Origin of the sequence: Pelomonas sp. SE-A7 (genome assembly GCF_030345705.1) — a bacterium.
GTDB lineage: Bacteria > Pseudomonadota > Gammaproteobacteria > Burkholderiales > Burkholderiaceae_C > JAUASW01.
The window spans coordinates 2,400,821-2,421,401 of sequence record NZ_JAUASW010000001.1; the positions used below are offsets into that span (position 1 = coordinate 2,400,821).

The 20,581-nt window shown below is 68.4% G+C and carries 21 protein-coding genes; 14 read left to right on the forward strand and 7 right to left on the reverse strand.

Annotated features, from left to right (window positions below; translation table 11 throughout):
- Positions 1 to 5: 5 nt before the first annotated feature.
- Genes QT382_RS10865 through QT382_RS10885 form a run of 5 tightly spaced genes read right to left on the reverse strand, consistent with a single transcriptional unit; the run spans position 6 to position 4,829 of the window.
- Entirely contained in the window at positions 6 to 1,085 is a 1,080-nt protein-coding gene (locus QT382_RS10865; protein WP_289254053.1) for a branched-chain amino acid ABC transporter permease, read from the reverse strand.
- Positions 1,082 to 2,113 carry a branched-chain amino acid ABC transporter permease gene (locus QT382_RS10870; protein WP_289254724.1) on the reverse strand — a complete coding sequence of 344 codons (1,032 nt, stop codon included), beginning with the start codon at positions 2,111 to 2,113 and terminating at the stop codon, positions 1,082 to 1,084. Before QT382_RS10870 ends, QT382_RS10865 begins: the two co-directional genes overlap by 4 nt.
- Entirely contained in the window at positions 2,113 to 2,844 is a 732-nt protein-coding gene (locus tag QT382_RS10875; RefSeq protein ID WP_289254054.1) for an ABC transporter ATP-binding protein, read from the reverse strand. The genes QT382_RS10870 and QT382_RS10875 overlap by 1 nt, the downstream gene beginning before the upstream one ends.
- The gene (locus QT382_RS10880; protein WP_289254055.1) at positions 2,841 to 3,608 is read right to left on the reverse strand and encodes an ABC transporter ATP-binding protein; all 768 of its coding nucleotides are present in this window, start codon (positions 3,606 to 3,608) and stop codon (positions 2,841 to 2,843) included. Before QT382_RS10880 ends, QT382_RS10875 begins: the two co-directional genes overlap by 4 nt.
- Before the next feature lie 6 nt (positions 3,609 to 3,614).
- A complete protein-coding gene (locus tag QT382_RS10885) occupies positions 3,615 to 4,829 on the reverse strand; it encodes a substrate-binding domain-containing protein (RefSeq protein ID WP_289254056.1) in 1,215 nt (404 codons plus the stop codon).
- Positions 4,830 to 5,045: 216 nt separating this feature from the next.
- Here QT382_RS10885 and QT382_RS10890 point away from each other — a divergent pair, with 216 nt between their 5' ends.
- Positions 5,046 to 5,909, forward strand: coding sequence for a hypothetical protein (locus QT382_RS10890; RefSeq protein ID WP_289254057.1), 864 nt, complete (start codon positions 5,046 to 5,048; stop codon positions 5,907 to 5,909).
- A 3-nt stretch (positions 5,910 to 5,912) separates the two neighbouring features.
- On the opposite strand, the gene QT382_RS10895 is transcribed toward QT382_RS10890, so the two are convergent.
- Positions 5,913 to 7,358 (reverse strand): sigma-54 interaction domain-containing protein, encoded by a 1,446-nt coding sequence (locus QT382_RS10895; protein ID WP_289254058.1) that lies wholly within the window; start codon positions 7,356 to 7,358, stop codon positions 5,913 to 5,915.
- Positions 7,359 to 7,483: 125 nt separating this feature from the next.
- On the opposite strand from QT382_RS10895, the gene dctP reads away from it, so the two are divergent.
- From dctP to QT382_RS10925, 6 genes are all read left to right on the forward strand, one after another.
- The gene (gene dctP, locus QT382_RS10900) at positions 7,484 to 8,503 is read left to right on the forward strand and encodes a TRAP transporter substrate-binding protein DctP (RefSeq protein ID WP_289254059.1); all 1,020 of its coding nucleotides are present in this window, start codon (positions 7,484 to 7,486) and stop codon (positions 8,501 to 8,503) included.
- Positions 8,500 to 9,069, forward strand: coding sequence for a TRAP transporter small permease (locus QT382_RS10905; protein ID WP_289254060.1), 570 nt, complete (start codon positions 8,500 to 8,502; stop codon positions 9,067 to 9,069). The genes dctP and QT382_RS10905 overlap by 4 nt, the downstream gene beginning before the upstream one ends.
- A complete protein-coding gene (locus QT382_RS10910) occupies positions 9,066 to 10,424 on the forward strand; it encodes a TRAP transporter large permease (protein WP_289254061.1) in 1,359 nt (452 codons plus the stop codon). Before QT382_RS10905 ends, QT382_RS10910 begins: the two co-directional genes overlap by 4 nt.
- A 4-nt stretch (positions 10,425 to 10,428) precedes the next feature.
- Positions 10,429 to 11,958 carry a malonate--CoA ligase gene (locus QT382_RS10915; RefSeq protein WP_289254062.1) on the forward strand — a complete coding sequence of 510 codons (1,530 nt, stop codon included), beginning with the start codon at positions 10,429 to 10,431 and terminating at the stop codon, positions 11,956 to 11,958.
- Positions 11,955 to 12,164 (forward strand): cysteine-rich CWC family protein, encoded by a 210-nt coding sequence (locus QT382_RS10920; RefSeq protein ID WP_289254063.1) that lies wholly within the window; start codon positions 11,955 to 11,957, stop codon positions 12,162 to 12,164. Before QT382_RS10915 ends, QT382_RS10920 begins: the two co-directional genes overlap by 4 nt.
- Positions 12,165 to 12,264: 100 nt before the next feature.
- Positions 12,265 to 14,880 (forward strand): diguanylate cyclase domain-containing protein, encoded by a 2,616-nt coding sequence (locus tag QT382_RS10925; protein WP_289254064.1) that lies wholly within the window; start codon positions 12,265 to 12,267, stop codon positions 14,878 to 14,880.
- Here the strand turns inward: QT382_RS10925 and QT382_RS10930 are convergent.
- Entirely contained in the window at positions 14,858 to 15,352 is a 495-nt protein-coding gene (locus QT382_RS10930) for a 3'-5' exonuclease (protein WP_289254065.1), read from the reverse strand. The genes QT382_RS10925 and QT382_RS10930 overlap by 23 nt on opposite strands.
- Positions 15,353 to 15,464: 112 nt before the next feature.
- Between QT382_RS10930 and QT382_RS10935 the strand changes: the two genes are divergently transcribed.
- The 7 genes from QT382_RS10935 (at position 15,465) to QT382_RS10965 (ending at position 20,565) form a co-directional block, all read left to right on the forward strand.
- Entirely contained in the window at positions 15,465 to 16,244 is a 780-nt protein-coding gene (locus tag QT382_RS10935; RefSeq protein ID WP_289254066.1) for a hypothetical protein, read from the forward strand.
- Positions 16,241 to 18,550: a helicase C-terminal domain-containing protein gene (locus QT382_RS10940; protein ID WP_289254067.1), complete on the forward strand. Its 2,310-nt coding sequence runs from the start codon at positions 16,241 to 16,243 to the stop codon at positions 18,548 to 18,550. Before QT382_RS10935 ends, QT382_RS10940 begins: the two co-directional genes overlap by 4 nt.
- Positions 18,551 to 18,592: 42 nt before the next feature.
- Positions 18,593 to 18,871: a hypothetical protein gene (locus QT382_RS10945; protein WP_289254068.1), complete on the forward strand. Its 279-nt coding sequence runs from the start codon at positions 18,593 to 18,595 to the stop codon at positions 18,869 to 18,871.
- Positions 18,872 to 18,974: 103 nt separating this feature from the next.
- Positions 18,975 to 19,400 (forward strand): hypothetical protein, encoded by a 426-nt coding sequence (locus tag QT382_RS10950; protein WP_289254069.1) that lies wholly within the window; start codon positions 18,975 to 18,977, stop codon positions 19,398 to 19,400.
- Positions 19,401 to 19,466: 66 nt separating this feature from the next.
- Positions 19,467 to 19,847, forward strand: coding sequence for a VOC family protein (locus QT382_RS10955; RefSeq protein ID WP_289254070.1), 381 nt, complete (start codon positions 19,467 to 19,469; stop codon positions 19,845 to 19,847).
- Between the two features lie 22 nt (positions 19,848 to 19,869).
- On the forward strand, positions 19,870 to 20,112 hold the full coding sequence (locus QT382_RS10960) for a DUF1272 domain-containing protein (RefSeq protein ID WP_289254071.1): 243 nt from the start codon (positions 19,870 to 19,872) through the stop codon (positions 20,110 to 20,112).
- Positions 20,113 to 20,139: 27 nt separating this feature from the next.
- The gene (locus QT382_RS10965) at positions 20,140 to 20,565 is read left to right on the forward strand and encodes a hypothetical protein (protein ID WP_289254072.1); all 426 of its coding nucleotides are present in this window, start codon (positions 20,140 to 20,142) and stop codon (positions 20,563 to 20,565) included.
- Positions 20,566 to 20,581: the final 16 nt, after the last annotated feature.

A 20,581-nucleotide genomic window follows, 5' to 3' on the forward strand; every position in this document is an offset into this window, starting at 1 on the left:
CTAGCTCACTCCCTGGCCTTGGCCGCAGCGCCCAGGCGCAGCCGGCCGACGACGCCGAACGGGAAGTGATAGACCGCCAGCACGAACAACAGGCCCATCCACAGCAGCCAGCGGTCCGGTGCGATCAGCTGCGACAGCACGGGGATGCCCTCCACCGCACCGGCGCCCAGCTTCATCAGGTCCTGCAGGTAGTTCTGCGCCAGCACGAAGAGCACGCTGCCGATGACGGCGCCGTAGATCGTGCCCATGCCGCCGATCACGACGATCAGCAGGATGTCCAGCATGATCTCCAGCGAGAGTGAGGTGTCCGGCCCGTTGTAGCGCAGCCAGAGCGCCAAGAGCGCGCCGGCCGCCGTGGCGAACAGCGCGGCCAAGACGTTGGACAGCGTGCGGTAGACCACCGTGCGGTAGCCAATGGCCTCGGCGCGGAAGTCGTTCTCGCGGATCGCCTGCAGCACGCGACCGAAGGGCGAGTTGACTATGCGCAGCAGCAGCAGCACCAGCACCACGGTCGCCACGAAGAGCAGGTAGTAGGCGGCAAACTTGCCGTCGATCATGGCGCCCAGCACCGGCTCCTCGAAGTACTCGGTCGAGGGCCGCAGGGCCTCGGGCACCTTGAAGCTGAGGCCGTCTTCGCCGCCGGTGATTTCCGACAGCTGCGAGGCCAGCGTCATGAAGGCCGCTGCCACCGCCATGGTGATCATCGCGAAGAAGATGGCCTTGACCCGCAGGCTGAACAGGCCGATCACCAGCGACAGCACAAGCGAGATGCCGAGCGCCCCACCGATGCCAGTCAGCACCGTGCCCCAGCCCGGGTCCTCGGCGCGGCTGCAGGCAATCGCCACGCCATAGGCGCCTATGCCGAAGAACATGGTGTGGGCAAAGCTGACGATGCCGGTGTAGCCCAGCAGCAGGTCGTAGCTGGACACCAGCACGATGAAGATCAGGATCTTGGCCGCCACATTCAGCGCCTTGGTGCCCGGGAAGATGAAGGGCGTCAGCGCCAGGCCCAGCACCGTGGCGATCAAGAGCGCGGCCAGCAGCTTGCTGCGTGGCAGGTCATGCGAAAGCAGGCTGCGGATCATTGCTTGCCCCCGACCGGATACAGCCCCTGCGGCCGCCACAGGAGCACGGCCACCATCAGGCCGATGTTGGAGAACAGCGCCGCCTTGGGTGCGACAAAGCCTATGTAGTTGGCCAGCAGGCCAACGGCCAGCGCGCCGACGAAGCAGCCCAGCGTGGAGCCCAGGCCGCCGATGATGATGACGATGAAGATCAGGGTGTTGACCTGGGCGCCTATCTGCGGCGTGACTCCCTGCTGGTACAGGCCCCACATCACGCCGCCCAGGCCGGCCAGCGCCGAGCCGCCGACGAACACCGCCACGAACAGCCGGCGGATCCGGTAGCCCAGGCTCTCCACCATCTCGCGGTCCTGCACGCCCGCGCGGATGAGCAGGCCCAGCTTGGTCTTGTTAAGCACCAGCAGCAGCAGCACCAGGACCTTGAGCCCGGCCAGCACCGCGAGGATGCGGAACTTCTCCACCGACACGTCGCCGAACCACAGCGCGCCGCGCAGCGCCTCGGGCATGGGCAAGGCGATCAGCTGCGGGCCCCAGACCAGCTTGATCATCTCCTCGCCGATGATCATGCCGCCCATGGTGATCAGGATCTGCTTCAGGTGCATGCCGTAGACCGGCCGCACCAGCACCCGCTCGAAGGCCAGGCCCACGGCGCCGGCCACGGCCATGCCGGCCAGGCTGGCCGCCGCCACGGCCACGAGGTTGGCGATCAGCGATGGGCTCGCCGTGAAGCCACCCATCGCGCCCAGCACCGTGGTCGCCATGAAGGCGCCCAGGGCGATGAAGACGCCATGGCCGAAGTTCAGCACATCCATCAGGCCGAAGACCAGGGTCAGGCCTGAGGCGATGATGAAGATGATCAGGCCCATGGCCAGGCCGGCCAGGGTCAGAGTGACCCAGCTGGCCGGGTTGCCCACCAGGGGCAAGGCGACCAGCGCGATGGCGGCCAGCAGCAGCAGCGGCTTCCAGTCGAAGCGGGCCTTGGGGATGGCGTCCGGCGCAGGCGCCGGCAGCGTCGTCGTCGTCGTATTCATCATTGATGCGCTCCCAGCGACAGGCCCAGCAGCTTCTGCTGCAGCTCTTCGTTGGCGCTCAGCTCGGCCATGGGGCCGGCATGCACCACGCGGCCGTCGTCCATCACGGCCACGCGGTCGCCCAGGGCTTGGGCCACGCTGAAGTTCTGTTCGACCAGCAGGATGGTGGTCTCGCTCTTCTTCAGTTCGCGCAGCGCTTCGATCAGGTTGCGGACGATGGCCGGGGCCAGGCCTTTGGAGGGCTCGTCGATCAGCAGCAGGCGGCGCGGCTCGATCATGGCGCGGGCCACGGCCAGCATCTGCTTCTGGCCGCCGCTGAGCTTGCCGGCCGGGTAGAGCCAGAACTTCTTCAGCGCCGGGAACAGGCCGAACAGCCACTCCAGCCGCTGCGTGTCCAGCTCGTCCACCGAGCGGGCCTTGCGAGCCGCCAGCAGCAGGTTCTCGCGCACCGTCAGGTCGGCAAAGATGCCCATGTTCTCGGGCACGTAGGCAATGCCCAGCTGGGCGATGTCGGGCGTCTCGCGCTTGGCGATGTCCTGGCCGTCGAATCTCAGCGTGCCGCTGCTGGCCTGCCACAGGCCCATGATGGTTCGCAGCGTCGTGGTCTTGCCGGCGCCATTGCGGCCCAGCAGCATGGTCAGCTGGCCCTGCGGCACTTCGAGGTCCACGCCATGCAGGATGTGATACGCGCCTATGTGCGTATGCACGCCCTTCAGTACAAGCAAGTTCATGCCGCGGCACCCTCTTCCTGTTCTTCAACGGCTCCGAGGTAGGCGTTCTGCACCACCGGCGAGGCGATCACCGCGGCCGGTTCGCCGTCGGCCACGAGCTGGCCCTGGTGCAGGACGATGATGCGGTCGGCCAGCTCGCGCACCACGTCCATCTTGTGTTCCACCAGCAGGATGGTGTGCTCGCGCCTGGCCTTGAGTTCACGGATCAGGTCCAGGATCACCGGCACCTCGTCCACGCTCATGCCGGCCGTGGGCTCGTCGAACATGTAGACCTTGGGGTCCAGCGCGATCAGCATCGCCACCTCCAGCTTGCGCTGGTCGCCATGCGGCAGGCTGGCCGCGATGGACTGGGCCTTGGCCGCCAGCCGCACCCGCTCGACGATGGCCATGGCCTCGTCGATCAGGGCCTTGTGCGAGAGCCACACCGACAGCATCTTCAGCCCGAAGCCGCGTCGGGCCTGCACGGCCAGGCGCACGTTCTCCAGCACCGTGAGATGCGGGAACAGCTGGGTCAGCTGGAAGGCGCGGCCCAGGCCGGCGCGGGTGCGCTGCGGCGCGCTGAGGCCGCTGATGTCGCGGCCGTCCAGCAAGACCTGTCCCTCGCTCGCGCGCAGCTGGCCCGAGATCAGGTTGAAGTAGGTGGTCTTGCCGGCGCCATTGGGGCCGACGATGGCGGTCAGCGTGCCGGGCTGGAAGGCGCAGGACACGCCATCCACCGCCACGTGGCCGCCGAAGCGGATGCTGAGCTGACGGGTCTCGAGCACGATGGATCAGCGCTTGTTCTTGATCGGCACGTTCATGTCCTCGGGCTTGATCTCGCGGACCAGCTCGGGCACGCCCCAGGGGAAGGCCGGGTCCACCTTGATGCGGAAGTGGTACATGGACTGCATCGCCTGGTGGTCTTCGGCGCGGAACGTCATCTTGCCCTTGGGCGTCTCGAAGCTCATGCCTTCCATGGTCTTGATCAGCTTGTTGGTCGCCGTGTCGCCGTTGGTCTTCTTCAGCGCCTCCACGAGGGCGATGGCGGCCGACATGCCGCCCGCGGTGAAGAAGTCGGGCGGGTTCTTGTATTGCTTGTAGTGGTTGGCCACCAGCCATTCGTTGACCGGGTTCTTGGGGATGCCGAAGTAGTAGTAGGTGGCGCCTTCCATGCCGGGGAACTGCTTGTAGGCCACCATGGCCGGCAGGATGTTGCCGCCGCTGCCGACACGGATGCCGTAGCGCTTGTCCAGGTCCATGGCCGCCAGCGCGTTGAACGGGTTGGTGGCGCCGGCCCAGACCACGGCGATGAACTTGTTGTTCTTGCCCGGCTTGTCCTTCAGCGCCTCGACCGCGCGCAGGATGCCGGCCGTGAAGTCGGTCGTCGCCGGCGGCAGGTATTCCTCGTGGACGATCCTGGTCTTCTTGAGCTGGTCCTTGAAGGCCTTGACCCCGTCGCGGCCGAAGGCGTAGTCCTGCGCGATGGTGGCGATCTGCACGCCGTCGGCGTCGGAGGCAACGGCGTTGGCGATGGCGTCCTGGCTGGAGCTGCGGCCGGTGCGGAAGATGTACTTGTTCCACTTCTCGCCGGTGATGGCGTCGGCCACGGCCGGCTCCACCAGCAGGATCTTCTTGAACTCCTCGGCCACCGGCAGCATGGCCAGGGCCACGCCCGAGCTGGTCGGGCCCACGGCGATGTCGACCTTGTCGTCGCCATAGGCGGCGGCCAGCAGGCTCTTGCCCACGTCGGGCTTGCCCTGATCGTCCTTCTCGATCACCACCAGCTTCTTGCCGCCCACGGTCATCGTGCCGCCGGTAGCGTAGTCCAGGCCCATCATGAAGCCGACTTGCGTCTGCTTGCCATAGGCTTCCAGCGCGCCGGTCTTGCTGTAGATGTGGGCGATGCGGATCTCGCCACTCTTGGACTGGGCGGCAGCGATGCCAGTGCCCAGCGCAAGGGCGGACAGCAGCAGCAGCGCACTACGGCGCGGCGCGAGGACGGTCATGGCTTGTCTCCTGTTTTTGAAGGGCCGCCTGTGAAGGCACGGCAGCCTTGGCTATTCTGTTGCAAGCGTTGTGCCAGCCGCCGCGGGCCCGGTTTCCCTGGGGCGAGCGGCGGATCGGGCGCCCGACTGTCCGGGATTCAGGCAGATCGACTGATCCGGGTTGTCTGCCATCCAGGCACAGCACAATGCGCGATCAGACAAGACATGGAGACAAGCATGACCGTCAAGCAACTCGCCGCCGTCCTGGCCCTGGCCGCCGCCAGCACCGCCAGCTCGGCCCAGACCGACTCGCTGGCCCAGTTCGACTACCAGGCCAAGAAGGCGCCGGTGAACCAGGTAGTGCACTACGTCAAGTCCAACCTGGACGGCACGAAGCGCCTGGTGCTCTCGCTGCATTTCGGAGCGCCGCTGCAGGTCGAGGCGCTCAAGGTCGAGGCCGACGGCCGCTACCTGGCCCTGGTCACGGCCAGGCTCGATCCCAAGTCGCTGACCGAAAGCTGGATGCGCTCGTACAACCGCCTGGAGCTCGGCAAGCCCAACTTGCAGATGAGCATGGACAGCGACCCCGGCCAACGCCGACTGGTGGCCACGGTGGCCAAGGCCACGCTGCCGGTCAAGGTCGGCCATTTGCCGGCCCATATCTACAACTTCGACCTGACGGGCATGAACGCCACGCTGCCCTTCCTGAAGAACCGGCGGGCGGACTTCGAGGTCGGCATCCTCGACCCCGATTTCGAGTTCTTGCGCACCAAGTTCAAGCCCGATGGCGGCGTGCAGGAAGGCGGCATGGTCGACAAGGGCAAGGCTACGTTCCGCTACCTGAAGGACGAGGTGCTGGACGAGATTCCCACGCACCGCTTCGAGGTCAGCGGCCCGGCCTTCGGCAACGTCGCCGGCAGCCTGTGGATCAATGCCAAGGACGGCCTGATCGAACGCTTCGAGCATGCGCTGCCCGACAACCCCGACTGGAAGAGCTTCAGGCTGGAGCGCATCGCCTCGCAGCCCATGAACAAGGCCCAGTGGGAGGCCTTCAAGGCCGCCACGGTGAAGCGGGCGCAGGGAATGCGCGACGCCGAGTAAGGCTCAGAGCGAGTAGGCCGCCAGCTTGTCGTAGAGCGCGGCGCGCGAGATCTGCAGCAGCTTGGCCGCGGCCAGCTTGTTGCCCTGGGTGTGGGCCAGGGCCGCGGCAATGGCCTGGCGCTCCAGCGCGGCGATCTGCTCGGGCAGCGGTCGCAGCACGGCCGTCTCGTCGGCGGGCGCCGGCGCCGGCGGCGCAACGGCCGGCGCGTCGGGCAGCAGGCCGGAGAAATGCTCGGCCCGCAGGTGCAGCTCGTCGGTCATCATGCTGGCCTGCTCCAGCGCATTGCGCAGCTCGCGGATATTGCCCGGCCAGCTCTGGCGGGCCAGCAGCTCCAGCGCGTCGGGCTCCAGCGTGCGCACCGGCATGCCGGAGCGGCGGGCGATGTCCTCGCCCAGCGCATCGGCCAGGGCCTCGATGTCGCCCTGGCGCTCGCGCAGCGCCGGCAGCCTGATCGGCAGCACGTTGAGCCGGTAGTAGAGGTCGGCGCGGAATTCGCCGCGGGCCATCATGGCGTTCAGGTCGCGGCTGGTGGCGGCGATCACGCGCACGTCCACTCGGCGCACCTTGTTCGAACCCAGCGGCTCGAACTCCTGCTCCTGCAGCACCCGCAGGAGCTTGCTCTGCAGGGCCAGCGGCATGTCGCCGATCTCGTCGAGGAACAGCGTGCCGCCATCGGCGATGGCGAACTTGCCGTCGCGGCCCTTGCGGTCGGCGCCGGTGTAGGCGCCGGGCGCCACGCCGAACAGCTCGGCCTCCAGCAGCGTGTCCGGGATGGCGGCGATGTTGATGCCGACCAGCGGCTTGGCAGCGCGCGGCGAGGCGGCATGGATCGCATGGGCCAGCAGCTCCTTGCCGGTACCGGTCTCACCCAGCAGCAGCACCGTCGAGTCGGTCATCGCCACGCGGCGCGCATGGCGCTTGACCTCCAGGGCCGCCGGGCTGGAACCGATGAAGCTGGCGATCTGGTGCTTGGGCCGGCGCTGGGCGGCCAGCTGGCGGCGCGCCTCGTCCAGCTCTTCCTGCAGGCGCGAGAACTTCTGCATCAGCGGCTGCATGGCGGTCTGCTGGTTGTCCAGCAGGATGATGCCCAGCGCACCGATCACGGCGCCGGCCTCGTCGCGCAGCGGCAGGCGGCTGACCACGAAGGTGCCCGAGACGTTGGTGATCACGTCCACCAGGATGGGCCGGCCGGTCTCGATCACCTGGGCCATCAGCGTGTTGGGCACCACGTCCTCGATGCGGCGGCCGACGAAGTCGTGCTCGTCCTCGAAGCCCAGGCGCGGCAGGGCCTTCTTGTAGCCCTCGCTGATCCACACGATGCGGTGCTCGCGGTTGACCAGGATCATGCCCTGCGAGGCATCGGCCATCAGCTCGAACATCGATTGCGCGGCCAGGCGCATCACGCCCTCGGCGTCGGCTGGCAACCCTGGCAGCAGCTTGGCATTCATGCAGGCAGACCCTATTCCCATCACATCAGGAGGCTGCAATTATGGGTGCCCGGCCCGCCCCTTCCGCGGCCCCGCCGGAGCGGGCGAACAGCGCCCGGCGATCCACAACGAGTTTGGAGACATCGATGACGATTTCGCGCAGACAGGTGGTTCAGGGTCTTGCCGTCGGCAGCGCCGGGCTCTGGGGGGGCGGCGCGCTGGCCCAGGCCACGGCCCTGAAGATTTCGCACCAGTTCCCCGGCGGCACGGCCACCGAGGGCGACTTCCGCGACCGGCTGTGCCAGCGCTTCGCGGCCGAGGTCGACAAGCGCTCGGGCGGCGCGCTCAAGGCCTCGGTCTACCCGGGCTCCTCGCTGATGAAGACCAATGCCCAGTTCTCGGCGCTGCGCAAGGGCGCGCTGGACATGGGCCTGGTGCCGCTGTCCTATGCCGGCGGCGAAGTGGCCGAGACCAACATCGGCCTGATGCCGGCCCTGGTGCCCACCTACGAGGTCGGCGCGCAATGGAAGAACGCCGAGGTCGGGCGGATGCTCACCAAGCTGCTGGACGACAAGGGCATCGTCATCGTGTCCTGGATCTGGCAGGCCGGCGGCGTGGCCAGCCGGGCGAGGCCGCTGGTGACGCCCGACGATGCCAAGGGCCTCAAGGTGCGCGGCGGCAGCCGCGAGATGGACCTGATGCTCAAGGCCGCCGGCGCGTCGGTGATTTCGCTGCCTTCCAACGAGATCTATGCCGCCATGCAGACCGGCGCCATGGACGCGGCCATGACCTCGTCCACCAGCTTCATTTCCTTCAAGCTGGAGGAGCTGGCCAAGCACCTGACCAGCGGCCGCCAGCGCACCTACTGGTTCATGCTGGAGCCGCTCTTGATCTCCAAGGAGATCTTCACGAAGCTGCCCAAGGCCCAGCAGGACCTGATCATGGCCGTGGGCGCCGAGATGGAGAAGTTCGGCACCGAGGGCGCCAAGGCCGACGACAAGCTCTGCGCCGAGGTCTATGCCAAGGCCGGCGCCAAGGTCTACGACCTGGACGAGGCCACGCTCAAGCGCTGGCAGACCCTGGCCCACGAGACCGCGTGGAAGGACTTCAACGACAAGAACGAGTCCTGCGCGACGCTGCTGCGCGCGGCCCAGAAGCTGCTATGACCGGCGCCGCCCCGACCACGGCCGGCCCGGATCCGGCCGCGCTGGAGCGCGCCGCCCTGCCGGCGTTTCTGCGGCCGTTGGCCTGGTGCGTGCACCAGCTGCACCGCGCCATCCAGGCCCTGGCCATGCTGGCCCTGCTGGCCGCGGCCGGCGTGCTGACCTGGAGCGTGTTCAGCCGCTATTTCTTCAAGATGGCCACCGACTGGCAGGACGAGGCCGCGGTCTTCCTGCTGGTCGGTGCCACCTTCGCCTGCGCCGGCCAGGTGCAGCTGCTGCGCGGCCATGTGGGCATAGAAGCGGTGGCCGGCCTGCTGGGCCCGCGGGTGGACCGTTGGCGCGGCGTGCTGATCGACCTGCTGTCGCTGGCCTTCTGCGCCTTCTTCGCCTGGAAGAGCTGGACGCTCTGGCATGAGGCCTGGGTCGACGGCCAGACCACCTCCTCGTCCTGGGCGCCGCCACTGGCGATTCCCTATGGCTTCATGGCCTTCGGCATGAGCTTGCTGTCACTGCAGATCTTCCTGCAACTGGTGGTTCGAATCAGCCGGCTGAAGGGAGCCAAGGCATGACCGAATTGCAGATCGGATTGCTGTTCGCTGCGGCCACGCTGTTCGTGATGTTCCTCGGCGTGCCCATCGCCTTTGCGCTGGGCGTGGTCGCCGTGGGCTTCATGGCCGTCTTCATGCCGCGCAGCGCGCTCGACACGGTGACCCAGAACGTCTACGAGGAGATGGCCAGCATCACCCTGCTGTCCATCCCGCTGTTCATCCTCAAGGGCGCGGCCATAGGCCGATCCCGGGCCGGCCAGGACCTGTATGCGGCCCTGCATGTCTGGATGAATCGCGTGCCCGGCGGCCTGGGCATCGCCAATGTGCTGGCCTGCGCGCTGTTCGCTGCGATGGCGGGTTCCAGTCCGGCCACCTGCTCGGCCATAGGCAGCGCCGGCATTCCCGAGATGCGCAAGCGCGGCTACTCGCCGGGCTTCGCGGCCGGCATCATCGCGGCCGGCGGCACCCTGGGCATCCTGCTGCCGCCCTCGATCACCATGATCCTGTATGCGGTCGCTTCCGAGCAGTCGCTGGGCCGGCTGTTCCTGGCCGGCATAGGCCCGGGCGTGCTGCTGGTGCTGCTGTTCTCGGTCTACGCCACCTGGCAATACCGGCGCGAGCACCGCGCTGCCCTGGCCGTGGCCGAGGCCGGCGGTGCCAGCTCGGCCCTGCTCGCGCATGAGGCCTTCTCGCTGCGCGAGAAGTTCGAGATGCTGCCGCGGGTCCTGCCCTTCGTGGTGCTCTTGATAGGCGTGATGGTGGCCCTGTACGGCGGCTATGCCACGCCCAGCGAGACCGCCGGCCTGGGCGCCATGCTGGCCCTCTTGCTGATCGCGGCGATCTACAAGATCTGGCGGCCGCGCGACCTCAGCCCCATCCTCGCCGCCACGCTGAAGGAATCGACCATGCTGATGTTCATCATCGGCATGTCGCTGCTGTTCAGCTATGTGATGAGCTACCTGCACCTGAGCCAGTCGGTGGCGCACTGGATCGTCGCCCAGCAGCTCTCGCCCTGGCTGCTGCTCGCCGCCATCCTCTTGCTGGTGATCGTGCTGGGCTTCTTCCTGCCGCCCGTCAGCATCATCCTGATGACCGCGCCCATCATCCTGCCGCCGCTCAAGGCCGCGGGCTTCGACCTGATCTGGTTCGGCGTCCTGATGACCATCGTGATGGAGACCGGCCTGATCCATCCACCGGTGGGGCTCAACATCTTCGTGATCAAGAACATCGCGCCCGACATCACGCTCTCGCAGATCATCTGGGGCGTGTTGCCCTTCGTGGGCCTGATGCTGTTCGCCGTGCTGCTGATCTGCGCTGTGCCGGGCATAGCGACCTGGTTCCCCGATGTCATGATGGGGGCTGTCGTCCCCCGCTAGACCCATGAACGCCAACCTGTTCGCCGCGCTGCGCGCGGCCTTCCCCACCGACCTCGACGCCTGCGCCATCGAATGCGCCGACGGCGACCAGCTGAGCTACAGCTGGCGCGACATCGACCGTGCCACGGCCATGATGGCCAATCTGCTGGCCTCGCTGGACCTGCCGGCCGGCAGCCGCGTCGCGGTGCAGACCGAAAAGAGCGTCGAGGCCCTGCTGCTTTACCTGGCGGTGCTGCGCGCCGGCTTCGTCTACCTGCCGCTGAACAATGCCTACCAGTCGGCCGAGCTGGAGTACTTCATCCAGGACGCCCGGCCGGCCGTCTTCGTCTGCTCGGGCCGGCAATTCGGCTGGATCAGCAAGCTGGCCTTCCAGGCCGGCACGCAATACGTGTTCACGCTGAACGAGGACCGCAGCGGCACGCTGCTGGACCGTGCCGCGCACCACGCCGACAGCCATGTCATCGCAGAAAAGTCGACCGACGACATGGCGGCCATCCTCTACACCAGCGGCACGACCGGCCGCAGCAAGGGCGCCATGCTTTCGCATGGCAACCTGCTGTCGAACGCCCGCATGCTGAAGGACTACTGGGATTGGCGCAGCAGCGACGTGTTGATCCATGCCCTGCCGATCTTCCACGTGCACGGCCTTTTCGTGGCCTCGCACGGCGCCCTGCTCAACGGCAGCCGGATGATCTGGTTCTCGAAGTTCGAGCCCAAGGCGGTGATTCGCCGACTCAGCGACGCGACCGTCTTCATGGGCGTGCCCACGCTCTACACCCGCATGCTGGCCGAGCCCACGCTGACCGACGAGGCGGCCGGCACCATGAGGCTCTTCATCAGCGGCTCGGCCCCGCTCTTGATTGAAACCTGGCGCGACTGGCAAGAGCGCACCGGCCACCTGATCCTGGAACGCTACGGCATGAGCGAGACGCTGATGCTGACCTCCAACCCCTGCCGGCCGCGCGATGGCGAGCGCAAGGGTGGCACGGTGGGCCCGGCCCTGCCCGGCGTAGCCCTGCGCATCGTCAGCGATGAAGGCAAGGCCTGCGCAGTGGAAGAGATCGGCCATATCCAGGTGCGAGGCCCCAATGTGTTCTCGGGCTACTGGCAGATGCCGGAGAAGACCCGGGAGGAGTTCACGGCCGACGGCTGGTTCAAGACCGGCGACGTGGGCCGCGTCGACGCCGACGGCTACGTGAGCATCGTCGGCCGCAGCAAGGACCTGATCATCACCGGCGGCTTCAACGTCTATCCGGCCGAGATCGAGGGCTTTCTGAACGAGCTGCCCGGCGTGGCCGAATCGGCCGTGATCGGCGTGCCGCATCCGGACTTCGGCGAGGCGGTCGTCGCCGTCGTGATCGCCAGGCCCGGTGCCCAGCCCGACGTCGGGGCGCTGAGCGCGCAGCTCAGGCAGCGGATCGCCGGCTTCAAGGTGCCGAAAGCCATGCTGCTGGCGACCGAGCTGCCCCGCAATGCCATGGGCAAGGTGCAGAAGAAGCTGCTGCGCGAACAGCATGCGGAGCTGTTCCAGTGAGCGACGCCACCCTCGAGCTGAATGCTGCCTGCCCACGCTGCGGCGGCCCCTTCCACTGTGGGGCGGCCGACGCGCGCTGCGACTGCTTCGACCTGAAGCTGGACGAGGCCCTGCGCAGCGAGCTGGCACGCCAATACCAGGGCTGCCTGTGCCTGAGCTGCCTGCGCGAGCTGAAGCGCCAGCAGGCCGAGGCGGGCAAGACCTGACACGCCGGTCACAAATCAGCACCCGCCGGCCTGCTTTCTTGACTTGTGGCAGGCCCCGCCCACTTGCACAATGGCTCGGTCCGGTTCCCTCAACCCCACCATGACAGACCCGGCCCCCAGCTCCGGCAAACCCAGCCTGCGGCAACGCCTGCTTGAACGCGGCCCGCTGACCGCCCTGGGCATGCTGCTGATCCTGCTATGGACCGGCGTGGCCTGGTTTGGTTTCGCCTATCGCGACCAGCTGCACTTCGAGCATGAGCGGGAGCTGTCCTCCCAGGCCGGCGTCACCGCCGCCCAGACCGAGGCGGTGCTGCGCGACGCCGAGATCTGCCTGCGCACCATCGACCTCTGGCTGATGACCCGCGAGACCCGTGAGCTGCTCAGCGACGCACCGCTGGTGCAGATGGCCGAGACCCTGCAGTCCACCACGCGGGGCATGGTCGAGATCGTGCTGGCCGACGCCGGAGGTCGGCTCTACCGCCTGCCCAGCCCCAGCGGCCAGGCCTTCTTCCAGCTGAAGAACCCCGAGTTCGTCGCCGCGCTGCGCAACCCGGATACCGAGGGCATGCAGCTGGGCAGCTCGCTGCGCTTCAACCCCGAAAGCCCGCTGCGCCTGCCGCTGGCGATGCGGCTGAGCCGGCCTCGCCAGGACATGATCACGGTGCTGGCCCTGGTCAATCTGGACCGGCTGATGCAGATGCAAGGCCTGTACCTGCTGGGCACCCAGGGCAGCGTCAGCATGATCGGCCGAGACGGTGAAGCGCTGAGCCGCACGCCGGTCATCGATGGCTACATAGGCAAGAACGTCTATGCGATGCGGCCACAGGCCCGCGCGAACCTGGCGCCACAGGCCGGCATCCTGCGCAACAGCCTCAGCCCGGCCGACGGCGAGCTGCGCACCGTGGCCTTCGAGACGCTGGGCGACTTCGGCATCAAGCTGCTCCTGGCCGAGGGCGAAAGCCGGGCCCTGGTCCTGCATCGCTCGCAGCGCCTGTGGGTGCTGGCCTTGGCCACCGTCCTGAGCTTCACGGCGATGCTGACCACCCTGGTCCTGGTGCGCCAGCACCGCGACCTGCGGATCCGCGACGCCGAGTTGCTGGCCACCAGCGACGCCTCGCCGCTGGGCCTGTTCCGCAGCGACGTCAGCGGCCGGGTGATCTGGGCCAATGAGACCTACCTGCGCCTGCACGGCCTGGAGGCCGACGAAGCCGAATGGGGCTGGCTCTTGCTGCTGCCCGAGGGTGAGCGTGCGGCCGCGCAGGAGCGCTGGCGCCAGGCCTGTGCCACCGGAGATCCGATGCACATGCACCGAACGCTGAACCGGCGCGACGGCTCGCAGATCCTGGTCTCGCTGCGCACGGCGCCGCTGCGCGTCAGCGGCAAGGTGGTCGGCCAGGCCGGCACCGTGACCGACATCACCGAAGTGGCCGAGCGCGAGCGCGCCCAGCGGATGCTGCAGGCGATCTTCGACATGACGCCGGACTATGTGGCCCAGATGAAGCCCGACGGCCGGCTCGTCTACCTGAACCCGGCCGCACGCCAGCGCATCAGCCTGGCTCGCGATGCCTCGCTGGATGGCTTGAGCTACCTCAGCTTTGTCGCATTCACGGAGCCGGACCGATTCCGCAACGAGATCCTGCCGGTCGCCATGCAGCAGGGCCACTGGTCCGGCCGCAGCCTGCTCAAGGCACCCGACGGCGCCCTGGTGCCGGTCGACAACACCGTCCTGGTGCACCGCAATGAGCAGGGCGACGTCGAGCTGATCTCGGGCGTCATGCGCGACCTCAGCGCCGAGGTGCTGGCCGAACGCGAGCGCTTGCGCAGCGAGGCCATGCTGCGCTCCGTCGCCAACAGCGCCCAGGTGATGATCGCCGTGCTCGATACCGAGCAGCACTACCTGTTCTTCAACAAGGCCTATGCCGACCACTTCGGCACCACGCTGGAAGCCTGGCGCGGCCGGCCGATCCGCGAGCTGATCGGCGAAGCGCAATACGCCACCAGCCTGCCGGCCATCGAAGCCGCGCTGCAAGGCCGGCACCGCGATCTTGAGAAGGCCTATGCCGACCGGCCCGAGCAGGTGATCCTGGACGTGCGCTACTCGCCGCTGCGCCTGGACGGCGGCGAGATTGCCGGTGCCATCTGCATAGCCCGCGACGTGACCGCGGCCAAGGCCGAGGAGGCGCGGCTGCGCCATGCCTCGCAGACCGACACCCTGACCCAGCTGCTGAACCGCAACGGCTTTCATCTGGCGGCCGACGAGAAGCTGGCCCATGCGCGCCAGCACAACCACCTGATGGCCCTGCTCTACGTCGACCTGGACCGCTTCAAGCCGGTCAACGACCAGTACGGCCATCCGATGGGCGATGCCCTGCTTCGCGCCGTGGCCGGCCGCATCCGCAATGCGCTGCGGCCCAGCGACCTGGCGGCCCGGCTGGGCGGCGACGAGTTCGCCGTGCTGCTGGCCGCGCTGCACAGCCGCGAGGACGCCGAGAAAGTGGCGGCCAAGCTGGTGCAGGCCATTGGCGCGGCCTTCATGATCGACCAGCACGAACTGCATATAGGCGCCAGCGTGGGCTTCTGCGTCGCCTGGGGCGGCGAGGCCGACCTCGAGGCCATGGTGGCCGAGGCCGATGCCCGGCTGTATGAAGCCAAGCGGGCCGGCCGCGGCACCTGGCGCGGCAGCGACCTGCAGCTCAGTGGGTCAGCGCCCGCTTGACCCTCAGCAGCGCCTGCTGAAGCACCTTGGCATCGGTGCTGGCGCGGTGACGCTGCAGGCTCATCTCGCCGCGCACCTCGGTCAGCGTCTCGTGCCAGCGCGCGGCCTCCTCTTCACTGAGCAAGGCCCTCAGGTCGGCCAGCTTGAAGCGTGGCACCAGGCCGGCCACGTCGAACAGCCGTGACAGCCAGGGATAGTCGTGGGCCCAGGCGTCGCAGTAGACGGTCTGGCCGGCCAGCCGGGCATTGATCTCGGTCGCCACCCAGGCCGCCTCGCGGCCATGCTGGAACAGGATCTCGCGGCTGATGCCATGCAGGGCTTGCGCCTGCTCGTCCCAGTGCTGCCATTCCGGCAGCGGGCGTATCAGCGAGCAGAACACGCCGCCGTCGCAGGTGACGAAGCCGACCTCGATCGGATAGGAACCGCGGCCGAAGCCCGAGGCTTCGACGTCGAGGATGGCGGGTGGGGTCATGCGCGAGGCGGCGGCTTCTTGTGACGGCTCAGTGTACGCAGGGCCCATCACCCGGCAAGCCGCGCAAACACGGGGCCCCGCGGCGATCACTGTATTTATACTCAGTAGCCCCATGAGCCCCCTGACCCGCCAGCACCGCACCCGCCTGATGAAGCTATGGCGCTCGGCCGGCTGGCCCTGCAAGGATGGCCTCGAGATCGACCTGCTGGCGGCCGGGATGCTGCGCCAGGTCGAGGACGCGCAGGGCCGCGAGCAGCTCAGGCTCAGCGAGGCCGGCATAGCCTGGCTGGCCGAAGCGCGCCAGCAGGGCGTGCGAGCCCTCAGCAAACACGACCGGCTGGCGCTGCGTTTTGCCGGCGAGCTGATGCAGGGAGGCCGCATAGTCTGGCGCGAGTTGTCGCTGCGGGCCCAGGTCGAGGCGGCGGCCCGCGAAGTGCATGAGCCGGCGCCGCTGTGGCCCGATTCGCCCGGCCCCGAGCTGCCACCGCCCCATGCCTGGCGGCTGGCCCGGCCCGACCTGTTCTCGGTCCGCAACACCAGCGTCGAGGCCTATCTGCAGCCGCAAGTCCATGAGGTCAAGGCCAGCCGCGCCGACCTGCTGTCGGACCTGCGCCATGCTGCCAAGCGCCAGGCCTATGAATGGCTCAGCTGCGAGAGCTACTACCTGTTCCCGGCCGGCATCGCCGAGCCCGAGGAGATTCCCGAGCCCTATGGCGTCTGGGTCCTGCATGGCGAGATCGAGGACGGCCGCTTCGAGCAACTGCGCCCGGCCCGCCACCATGCGCGGCGCCTGCCCTTCGCCGTCTGGCTGGCGCTGGCCAAGGCCACGCCGCTGCCGCGCGACGACGAGGACGAAGGGCCGCAGGCGCCGCTGCAAGAGGTCCCTGAATGACCTACAGCGTTGCGGTGCGCGAACTGTGCGAGTTCGCGGCCAAGACCGGCGATCTCGACCTGCGCTTCACGCCCGCTCCCACCGCGCTGGAAGGCATGGAAGGTCATGCCCGCGTCGCCCAGCGCCGCGGCTTCGGCTACGAAACCGAGCTGTCGCTGCAAGGCCTGCATGAAGAGCTGCTGGTGCGCGGCCGCGCCGATGGCTGGGACGCGGCGCGCGGCCGGCTCGAAGAGATCAAGACCCACAAGGGCAAGCTCGAGCGCCAGCCCGCCACGCACCGCGCGCTGCACTGGGCCCAGCTGCGCATCTACGGCCATCTGCTGTGCGAGCTCAAGCAGCTGGACCAGGTCGAGCTGGCCCTGGTCTACCTGAACATCACGAGCGAGCAGGAGACCGTGTTCACGGAACGCTGCTCGGCAGCGGACTTGCGCGAGTTCTTCGCTCGTCATTGCGATGCCTTCCTGGCCTGGGCGCGACAGCAGCTGGCACATCGCAAGGCGCGCGATGCAGCGCTGCAGCAGCTGAAGTTTCCGCACGGCGAGTTCCGCGCCGGCCAGCGGGTGCTGGCCACGGCGGTCTACAACGCGGCACGCAGCGGCCGCCCCTTGCTGGCCCAGGCGCCCACCGGCATTGGCAAGACCCTGGGCACGCTGTTCCCGCTGTTCAAGGCCGCGCCGGGCCAGCGGCTGGACAAGGTCTTCTTCCTTTCGGCCAAGACCTCGGGCCGGCAGCTGGCGCTGGACGCGGTGCAGCAACTCGACAAGCCCTCGGTGCGTGTGCTGGAACTGGTGGCCCGCGACAAGGTCTGCGAGCACCCCGACAAGGCCTGCCACGGCGAGAGCTGCCCGCTGGCGCAAGGCTTCTACGACAAGCTGCCGGCGGCCCGCGCCGCGGCCTGCTCCCAGAGCGAGCCGCTGGACCAGGCGCGGGTGCGCGAGATCGCCCGCCGGCATGAGGTCTGCCCCTACTACCTGAGCCAGGAGCTGGTGCGCTGGTCCGACCTGGTGGTCGGCGACTACAACTACTTCTTCGACGGCAGCGCCCTCTTGCATTCGCTGGCCCAGGTCAATGACTGGCGGGTCGCCCTGCTGGTGGACGAGGCCCACAACCTGGTGGACCGCGGCCGCTCCATGTACAGCGCCGAGCTGCGGCCCGACAGCCTGGCCGACGCGCGCGGCTCGGCCACGGCCCGCCAGCAAGGCACGATCAAGCGTGCGCTCGACAAGCTGCGCAAGACCTGGCACGCGCTCGCCTCAGAAATCGCCGAGGCAAGCGACGGCTACCGCGTCTGCACCGAGCCGCCGCCGGCCTGGCTGGAGGCCCTGGTCAATGCCAGCGGTACGATCAGCGAGCACCTGGCCGAACATCCGGCCGATGCGCCCGATCCGGCCCTGCAAGGCTTCTATCTCGAGGCCCTGCAGTTCCTGCGGCTGTGCGAGACGCTGGAGCCCAGCCATTCCCTCATCGACCTCTCGCGCAACGACAGCCCCTCGCCGCTGGCCAGAGGCAAGGACGCCGCCTGGCGCGCCGAGACGCCGGTGGTCTGCCTGCGCAACATCGTGCCGGCGCCGCACCTGAAGCCGCGGCTGGAGTCGGCCCACACGGTCACGCTGTTCTCGGCCACCTTGCAGCCGCCGGCCTGCTATGCCGACCTGCTGGGCCTGCCCGAGCAGCACGCCTGGGTCGATGTGGAATCGCCGTTCAGGGCCGAACAATTGCGGGTCGAGGTGGCCCGCGAGGTCTCGACCCGCTGGCGCGACCGCGCCGGCTCGCTGGACCGCATCGCCGAGCGCATCGCCGGCGAGTACGCGAGACGCCCCGGGAACTACCTGGCCTTCTTCAGCAGCTACGACTACCTGCAGCAGGCGGCCGACCGTCTGGCCGCGCGCCACCCCGATCTGCCGCAATGGCGCCAGCAGCGCCGCATGGGCGAGGCCGAGCAGAAGGCCTTTCTCGAACGCTTCACCGAAGTGAGCCGCGGCATCGCCTTCGCCGTGCTGGGCGGCGCCTTTGCCGAGGGCGTGGATCTGCCGGGCGACCGGCTGATCGGTGCCTTCGTCGCCACGCTGGGCCTGCCCCAGGTCAATCCGGTGATGGAGCAGTTCCGCGAACGCCTGGATGCGCGCTTCGGCGCCGGCCGCGGTTATGACTACGCCTACCTGGTGCCGGGGCTGCAGAAAGTCGTGCAGGCCGCCGGCCGCGTGATTCGCACGACCGAGGACCAGGGCGTGGTCGTGCTGCTGGATGACCGCTTTGCAAGGCGCGAGGTGCGCGCCCTGCTGCCGCGCTGGTGGGCCTTGGGCTAGTGGCATGATCGCGCGCTGCCCCGCCCGTCTGACGAGGACTTCATGAAGATCACGCCCTCCCTGACCACCGCCGCCCTGGCCGGCCTGTTCTCCGCTGCCGCCTGGCCCTGGCTGTGGTCGCGCTATGGCGTGGCCAATGCCAACGGCGTCGTCGAGCTGGCCCTGGGCACGGTGCTGCTGGTCGGCCTGCCGGCCCATGCCTTCGTCGTCGGCTTCGGCGCCTCGGGCCGCGGTGTGGACAAGCCGCTGCTGCTGCGCATCGCGGCCTGGCTTTTGGCAGCTGCGGCGATGAGCCTGGTGGGACTGGTGCTGCGCGGCTGAGCGCCTTCCCCCACCAATGGCGGATAGGGCAAGGCCCGAGCCGGACCGATGCAGGGATCGCCTAGGATCCGGCCCCTGTCATCACCTCACCGACAAGAAGTCAATGATCCGCCTGCTTGTGGTGGTCGGCCTGGTCTGGCTGGCCCTGATGCCGCCCTTGTTCACCGACGGCGCCTGCACCGCCGAATATCTGCAGGCCGAGTCGCTGGTCGGTAGCAGCCAGGCCTCGCTGAAGACACCCGAGTCGGCCCGCGACTTCCTCGCGGCCCGCGGCCTCGAGGTCCGTCTGCTGACCCCTGACGACTGCGCCCGCGCCAAGCCGCGCTTTCTGAGCCAATGCGGCAGCGGCAGCCTGGTCTATGCCAGCGTGCCGGTGCGCAACAAGGTCTGCAGCTTCTACCGGGACGACAGCAGCCGCATCCAGCTGCACTACGATCGCCGCAACCGCCTGCTGCGCACCGTCACCGAGATGAAACCGCACAAGTACCTGCCCCTGCCCTGGGGCGGACGCATCGACTGGGCCCGCTGAAACGACGCAAGCCATGAAAGCCGCGCTGACGGTCCTCTTGAAGAACCACGGGCCGGGTGCCACGCGATGAGCCCCCCGCCCCTCCCCGCCCTCGTGCTCTTCGTCGCCGACGTGTCCGGCATGGCCCGCTTCTATGGCCAGCTGGCGGGCATGACGAAGGTGCATGCGGACGAGGAGCATGTGGTGCTCGAAGGCCATGGGCTGCAGCTGGTCCTCCACAAGCTGCGCGGCGAACCGGCGGTGGAGCAACCGCCGGAGCCGCGCGAGGACTGCTACCTGAAGCTGTGCCTGCCGGTCGCCAGCCTGGCCGCGGCACGCGCGGCGGCACCGGCGCTGGGCGGGCGGCTGGGCCCGGTCGAGCGCGAATGGGAAGCCCGCGGCTTCCGTGCCTGCGATGGTGTGGACCCCGAAGGCAATGTCTACCAGCTGCGCGAGCGCGCGCCCTGAAACACCCACGAAGGAGACGAGCATGCTGCAACTTCGACCCGGCTGTGAATGCTGCGACCGCGACCTGCCGGGCGACAGCCCGGATGCGCGCATCTGCACCTACGAATGCACCTTCTGCGTCCGCTGCGCCGAAGACAAGCTCAGGAACATCTGCCCGAATTGCGGCGGCGAGCTGGTGGTGCGGCCACGCCGTCCGGCCCACAAGCTGGCGGTCAACCCGGCCTCGACGACCCGCGTTCTGAAGCCCCAGGGCTGCCCGCCCTGAGGCCCCGACACCCAAGGAGGAAGACCCATGCTGACCAAGCACAACAAGGTCCTGGCCGCCGCATCGCTGGCCCTGCTGGCCACGCTGGCCCAGGCGCAGAGCAGCAATAGCAGCAGCAGCCCGCCGCCCGCTTCGATGGCGGCCTACCAGGAGGCCGGCCTGCAGGTCGAGGCCGAGATCACGGACAACGGCCAGAAGGCGAGCGCCAAGGCCCGCATCGCGGTGCCCGGCCGTCTGGCCTTCACCCAGGGTGACCGGCGCTACACGCTGCAGTTCGACCCGGCACCGACGGGCAATGTCCGCGTGAGCTATGTGGCCGAGCCGCAGCGCGGCGTCGGCAGCGAGAAACAGCTGGTCGGCAGCAGCGAGGGCTCGCTGATCGCCGAGATCGGCAAGAAGGCTGCGGTCGAGTTCAGCAGCGGCTTCAAGCTCAACCTGCAGCTGAGCCGCTGAGCCCCGCCTGGCAAGA

What these genes read in the sequence shown, in the direction of transcription:
- QT382_RS10895 (WP_289254058.1), bottom strand. Translation starts at nt 7,358, where the DNA reads ATGAATGCCAAGCTGCTGCCAGGGTTGCCAGCCGACGCCGAGGGCGTG.
- QT382_RS10930 (WP_289254065.1), bottom strand. Translation starts at nt 15,352, where the DNA reads ATGACCCCACCCGCCATCCTCGACGTCGAAGCCTCGGGCTTCGGCCGC.
- QT382_RS10905 (WP_289254060.1), top strand. Translation starts at nt 8,500, where the DNA reads ATGACCGGCGCCGCCCCGACCACGGCCGGCCCGGATCCGGCCGCGCTG.
- QT382_RS10865 (WP_289254053.1), bottom strand. Translation starts at nt 1,085, where the DNA reads ATGATCCGCAGCCTGCTTTCGCATGACCTGCCACGCAGCAAGCTGCTG.
- QT382_RS10925 (WP_289254064.1), top strand. Translation starts at nt 12,265, where the DNA reads ATGACAGACCCGGCCCCCAGCTCCGGCAAACCCAGCCTGCGGCAACGC.
- dctP (WP_289254059.1), top strand. Translation starts at nt 7,484, where the DNA reads ATGACGATTTCGCGCAGACAGGTGGTTCAGGGTCTTGCCGTCGGCAGC.
- QT382_RS10875 (WP_289254054.1), bottom strand. Translation starts at nt 2,844, where the DNA reads ATGAACTTGCTTGTACTGAAGGGCGTGCATACGCACATAGGCGCGTAT.
- QT382_RS10955 (WP_289254070.1), top strand. Translation starts at nt 19,467, where the DNA reads ATGAGCCCCCCGCCCCTCCCCGCCCTCGTGCTCTTCGTCGCCGACGTG.
- QT382_RS10915 (WP_289254062.1), top strand. Translation starts at nt 10,429, where the DNA reads ATGAACGCCAACCTGTTCGCCGCGCTGCGCGCGGCCTTCCCCACCGAC.
- QT382_RS10945 (WP_289254068.1), top strand. Translation starts at nt 18,593, where the DNA reads ATGAAGATCACGCCCTCCCTGACCACCGCCGCCCTGGCCGGCCTGTTC.
- QT382_RS10885 (WP_289254056.1), bottom strand. Translation starts at nt 4,829, where the DNA reads ATGACCGTCCTCGCGCCGCGCCGTAGTGCGCTGCTGCTGCTGTCCGCC.
- QT382_RS10890 (WP_289254057.1), top strand. Translation starts at nt 5,046, where the DNA reads ATGACCGTCAAGCAACTCGCCGCCGTCCTGGCCCTGGCCGCCGCCAGC.
- QT382_RS10950 (WP_289254069.1), top strand. Translation starts at nt 18,975, where the DNA reads ATGATCCGCCTGCTTGTGGTGGTCGGCCTGGTCTGGCTGGCCCTGATG.
- QT382_RS10910 (WP_289254061.1), top strand. Translation starts at nt 9,066, where the DNA reads ATGACCGAATTGCAGATCGGATTGCTGTTCGCTGCGGCCACGCTGTTC.
- QT382_RS10940 (WP_289254067.1), top strand. Translation starts at nt 16,241, where the DNA reads ATGACCTACAGCGTTGCGGTGCGCGAACTGTGCGAGTTCGCGGCCAAG.
- QT382_RS10935 (WP_289254066.1), top strand. Translation starts at nt 15,465, where the DNA reads ATGAGCCCCCTGACCCGCCAGCACCGCACCCGCCTGATGAAGCTATGG.
- QT382_RS10965 (WP_289254072.1), top strand. Translation starts at nt 20,140, where the DNA reads ATGCTGACCAAGCACAACAAGGTCCTGGCCGCCGCATCGCTGGCCCTG.
- QT382_RS10960 (WP_289254071.1), top strand. Translation starts at nt 19,870, where the DNA reads ATGCTGCAACTTCGACCCGGCTGTGAATGCTGCGACCGCGACCTGCCG.
- QT382_RS10870 (WP_289254724.1), bottom strand. Translation starts at nt 2,113, where the DNA reads ATGAATACGACGACGACGACGCTGCCGGCGCCTGCGCCGGACGCCATC.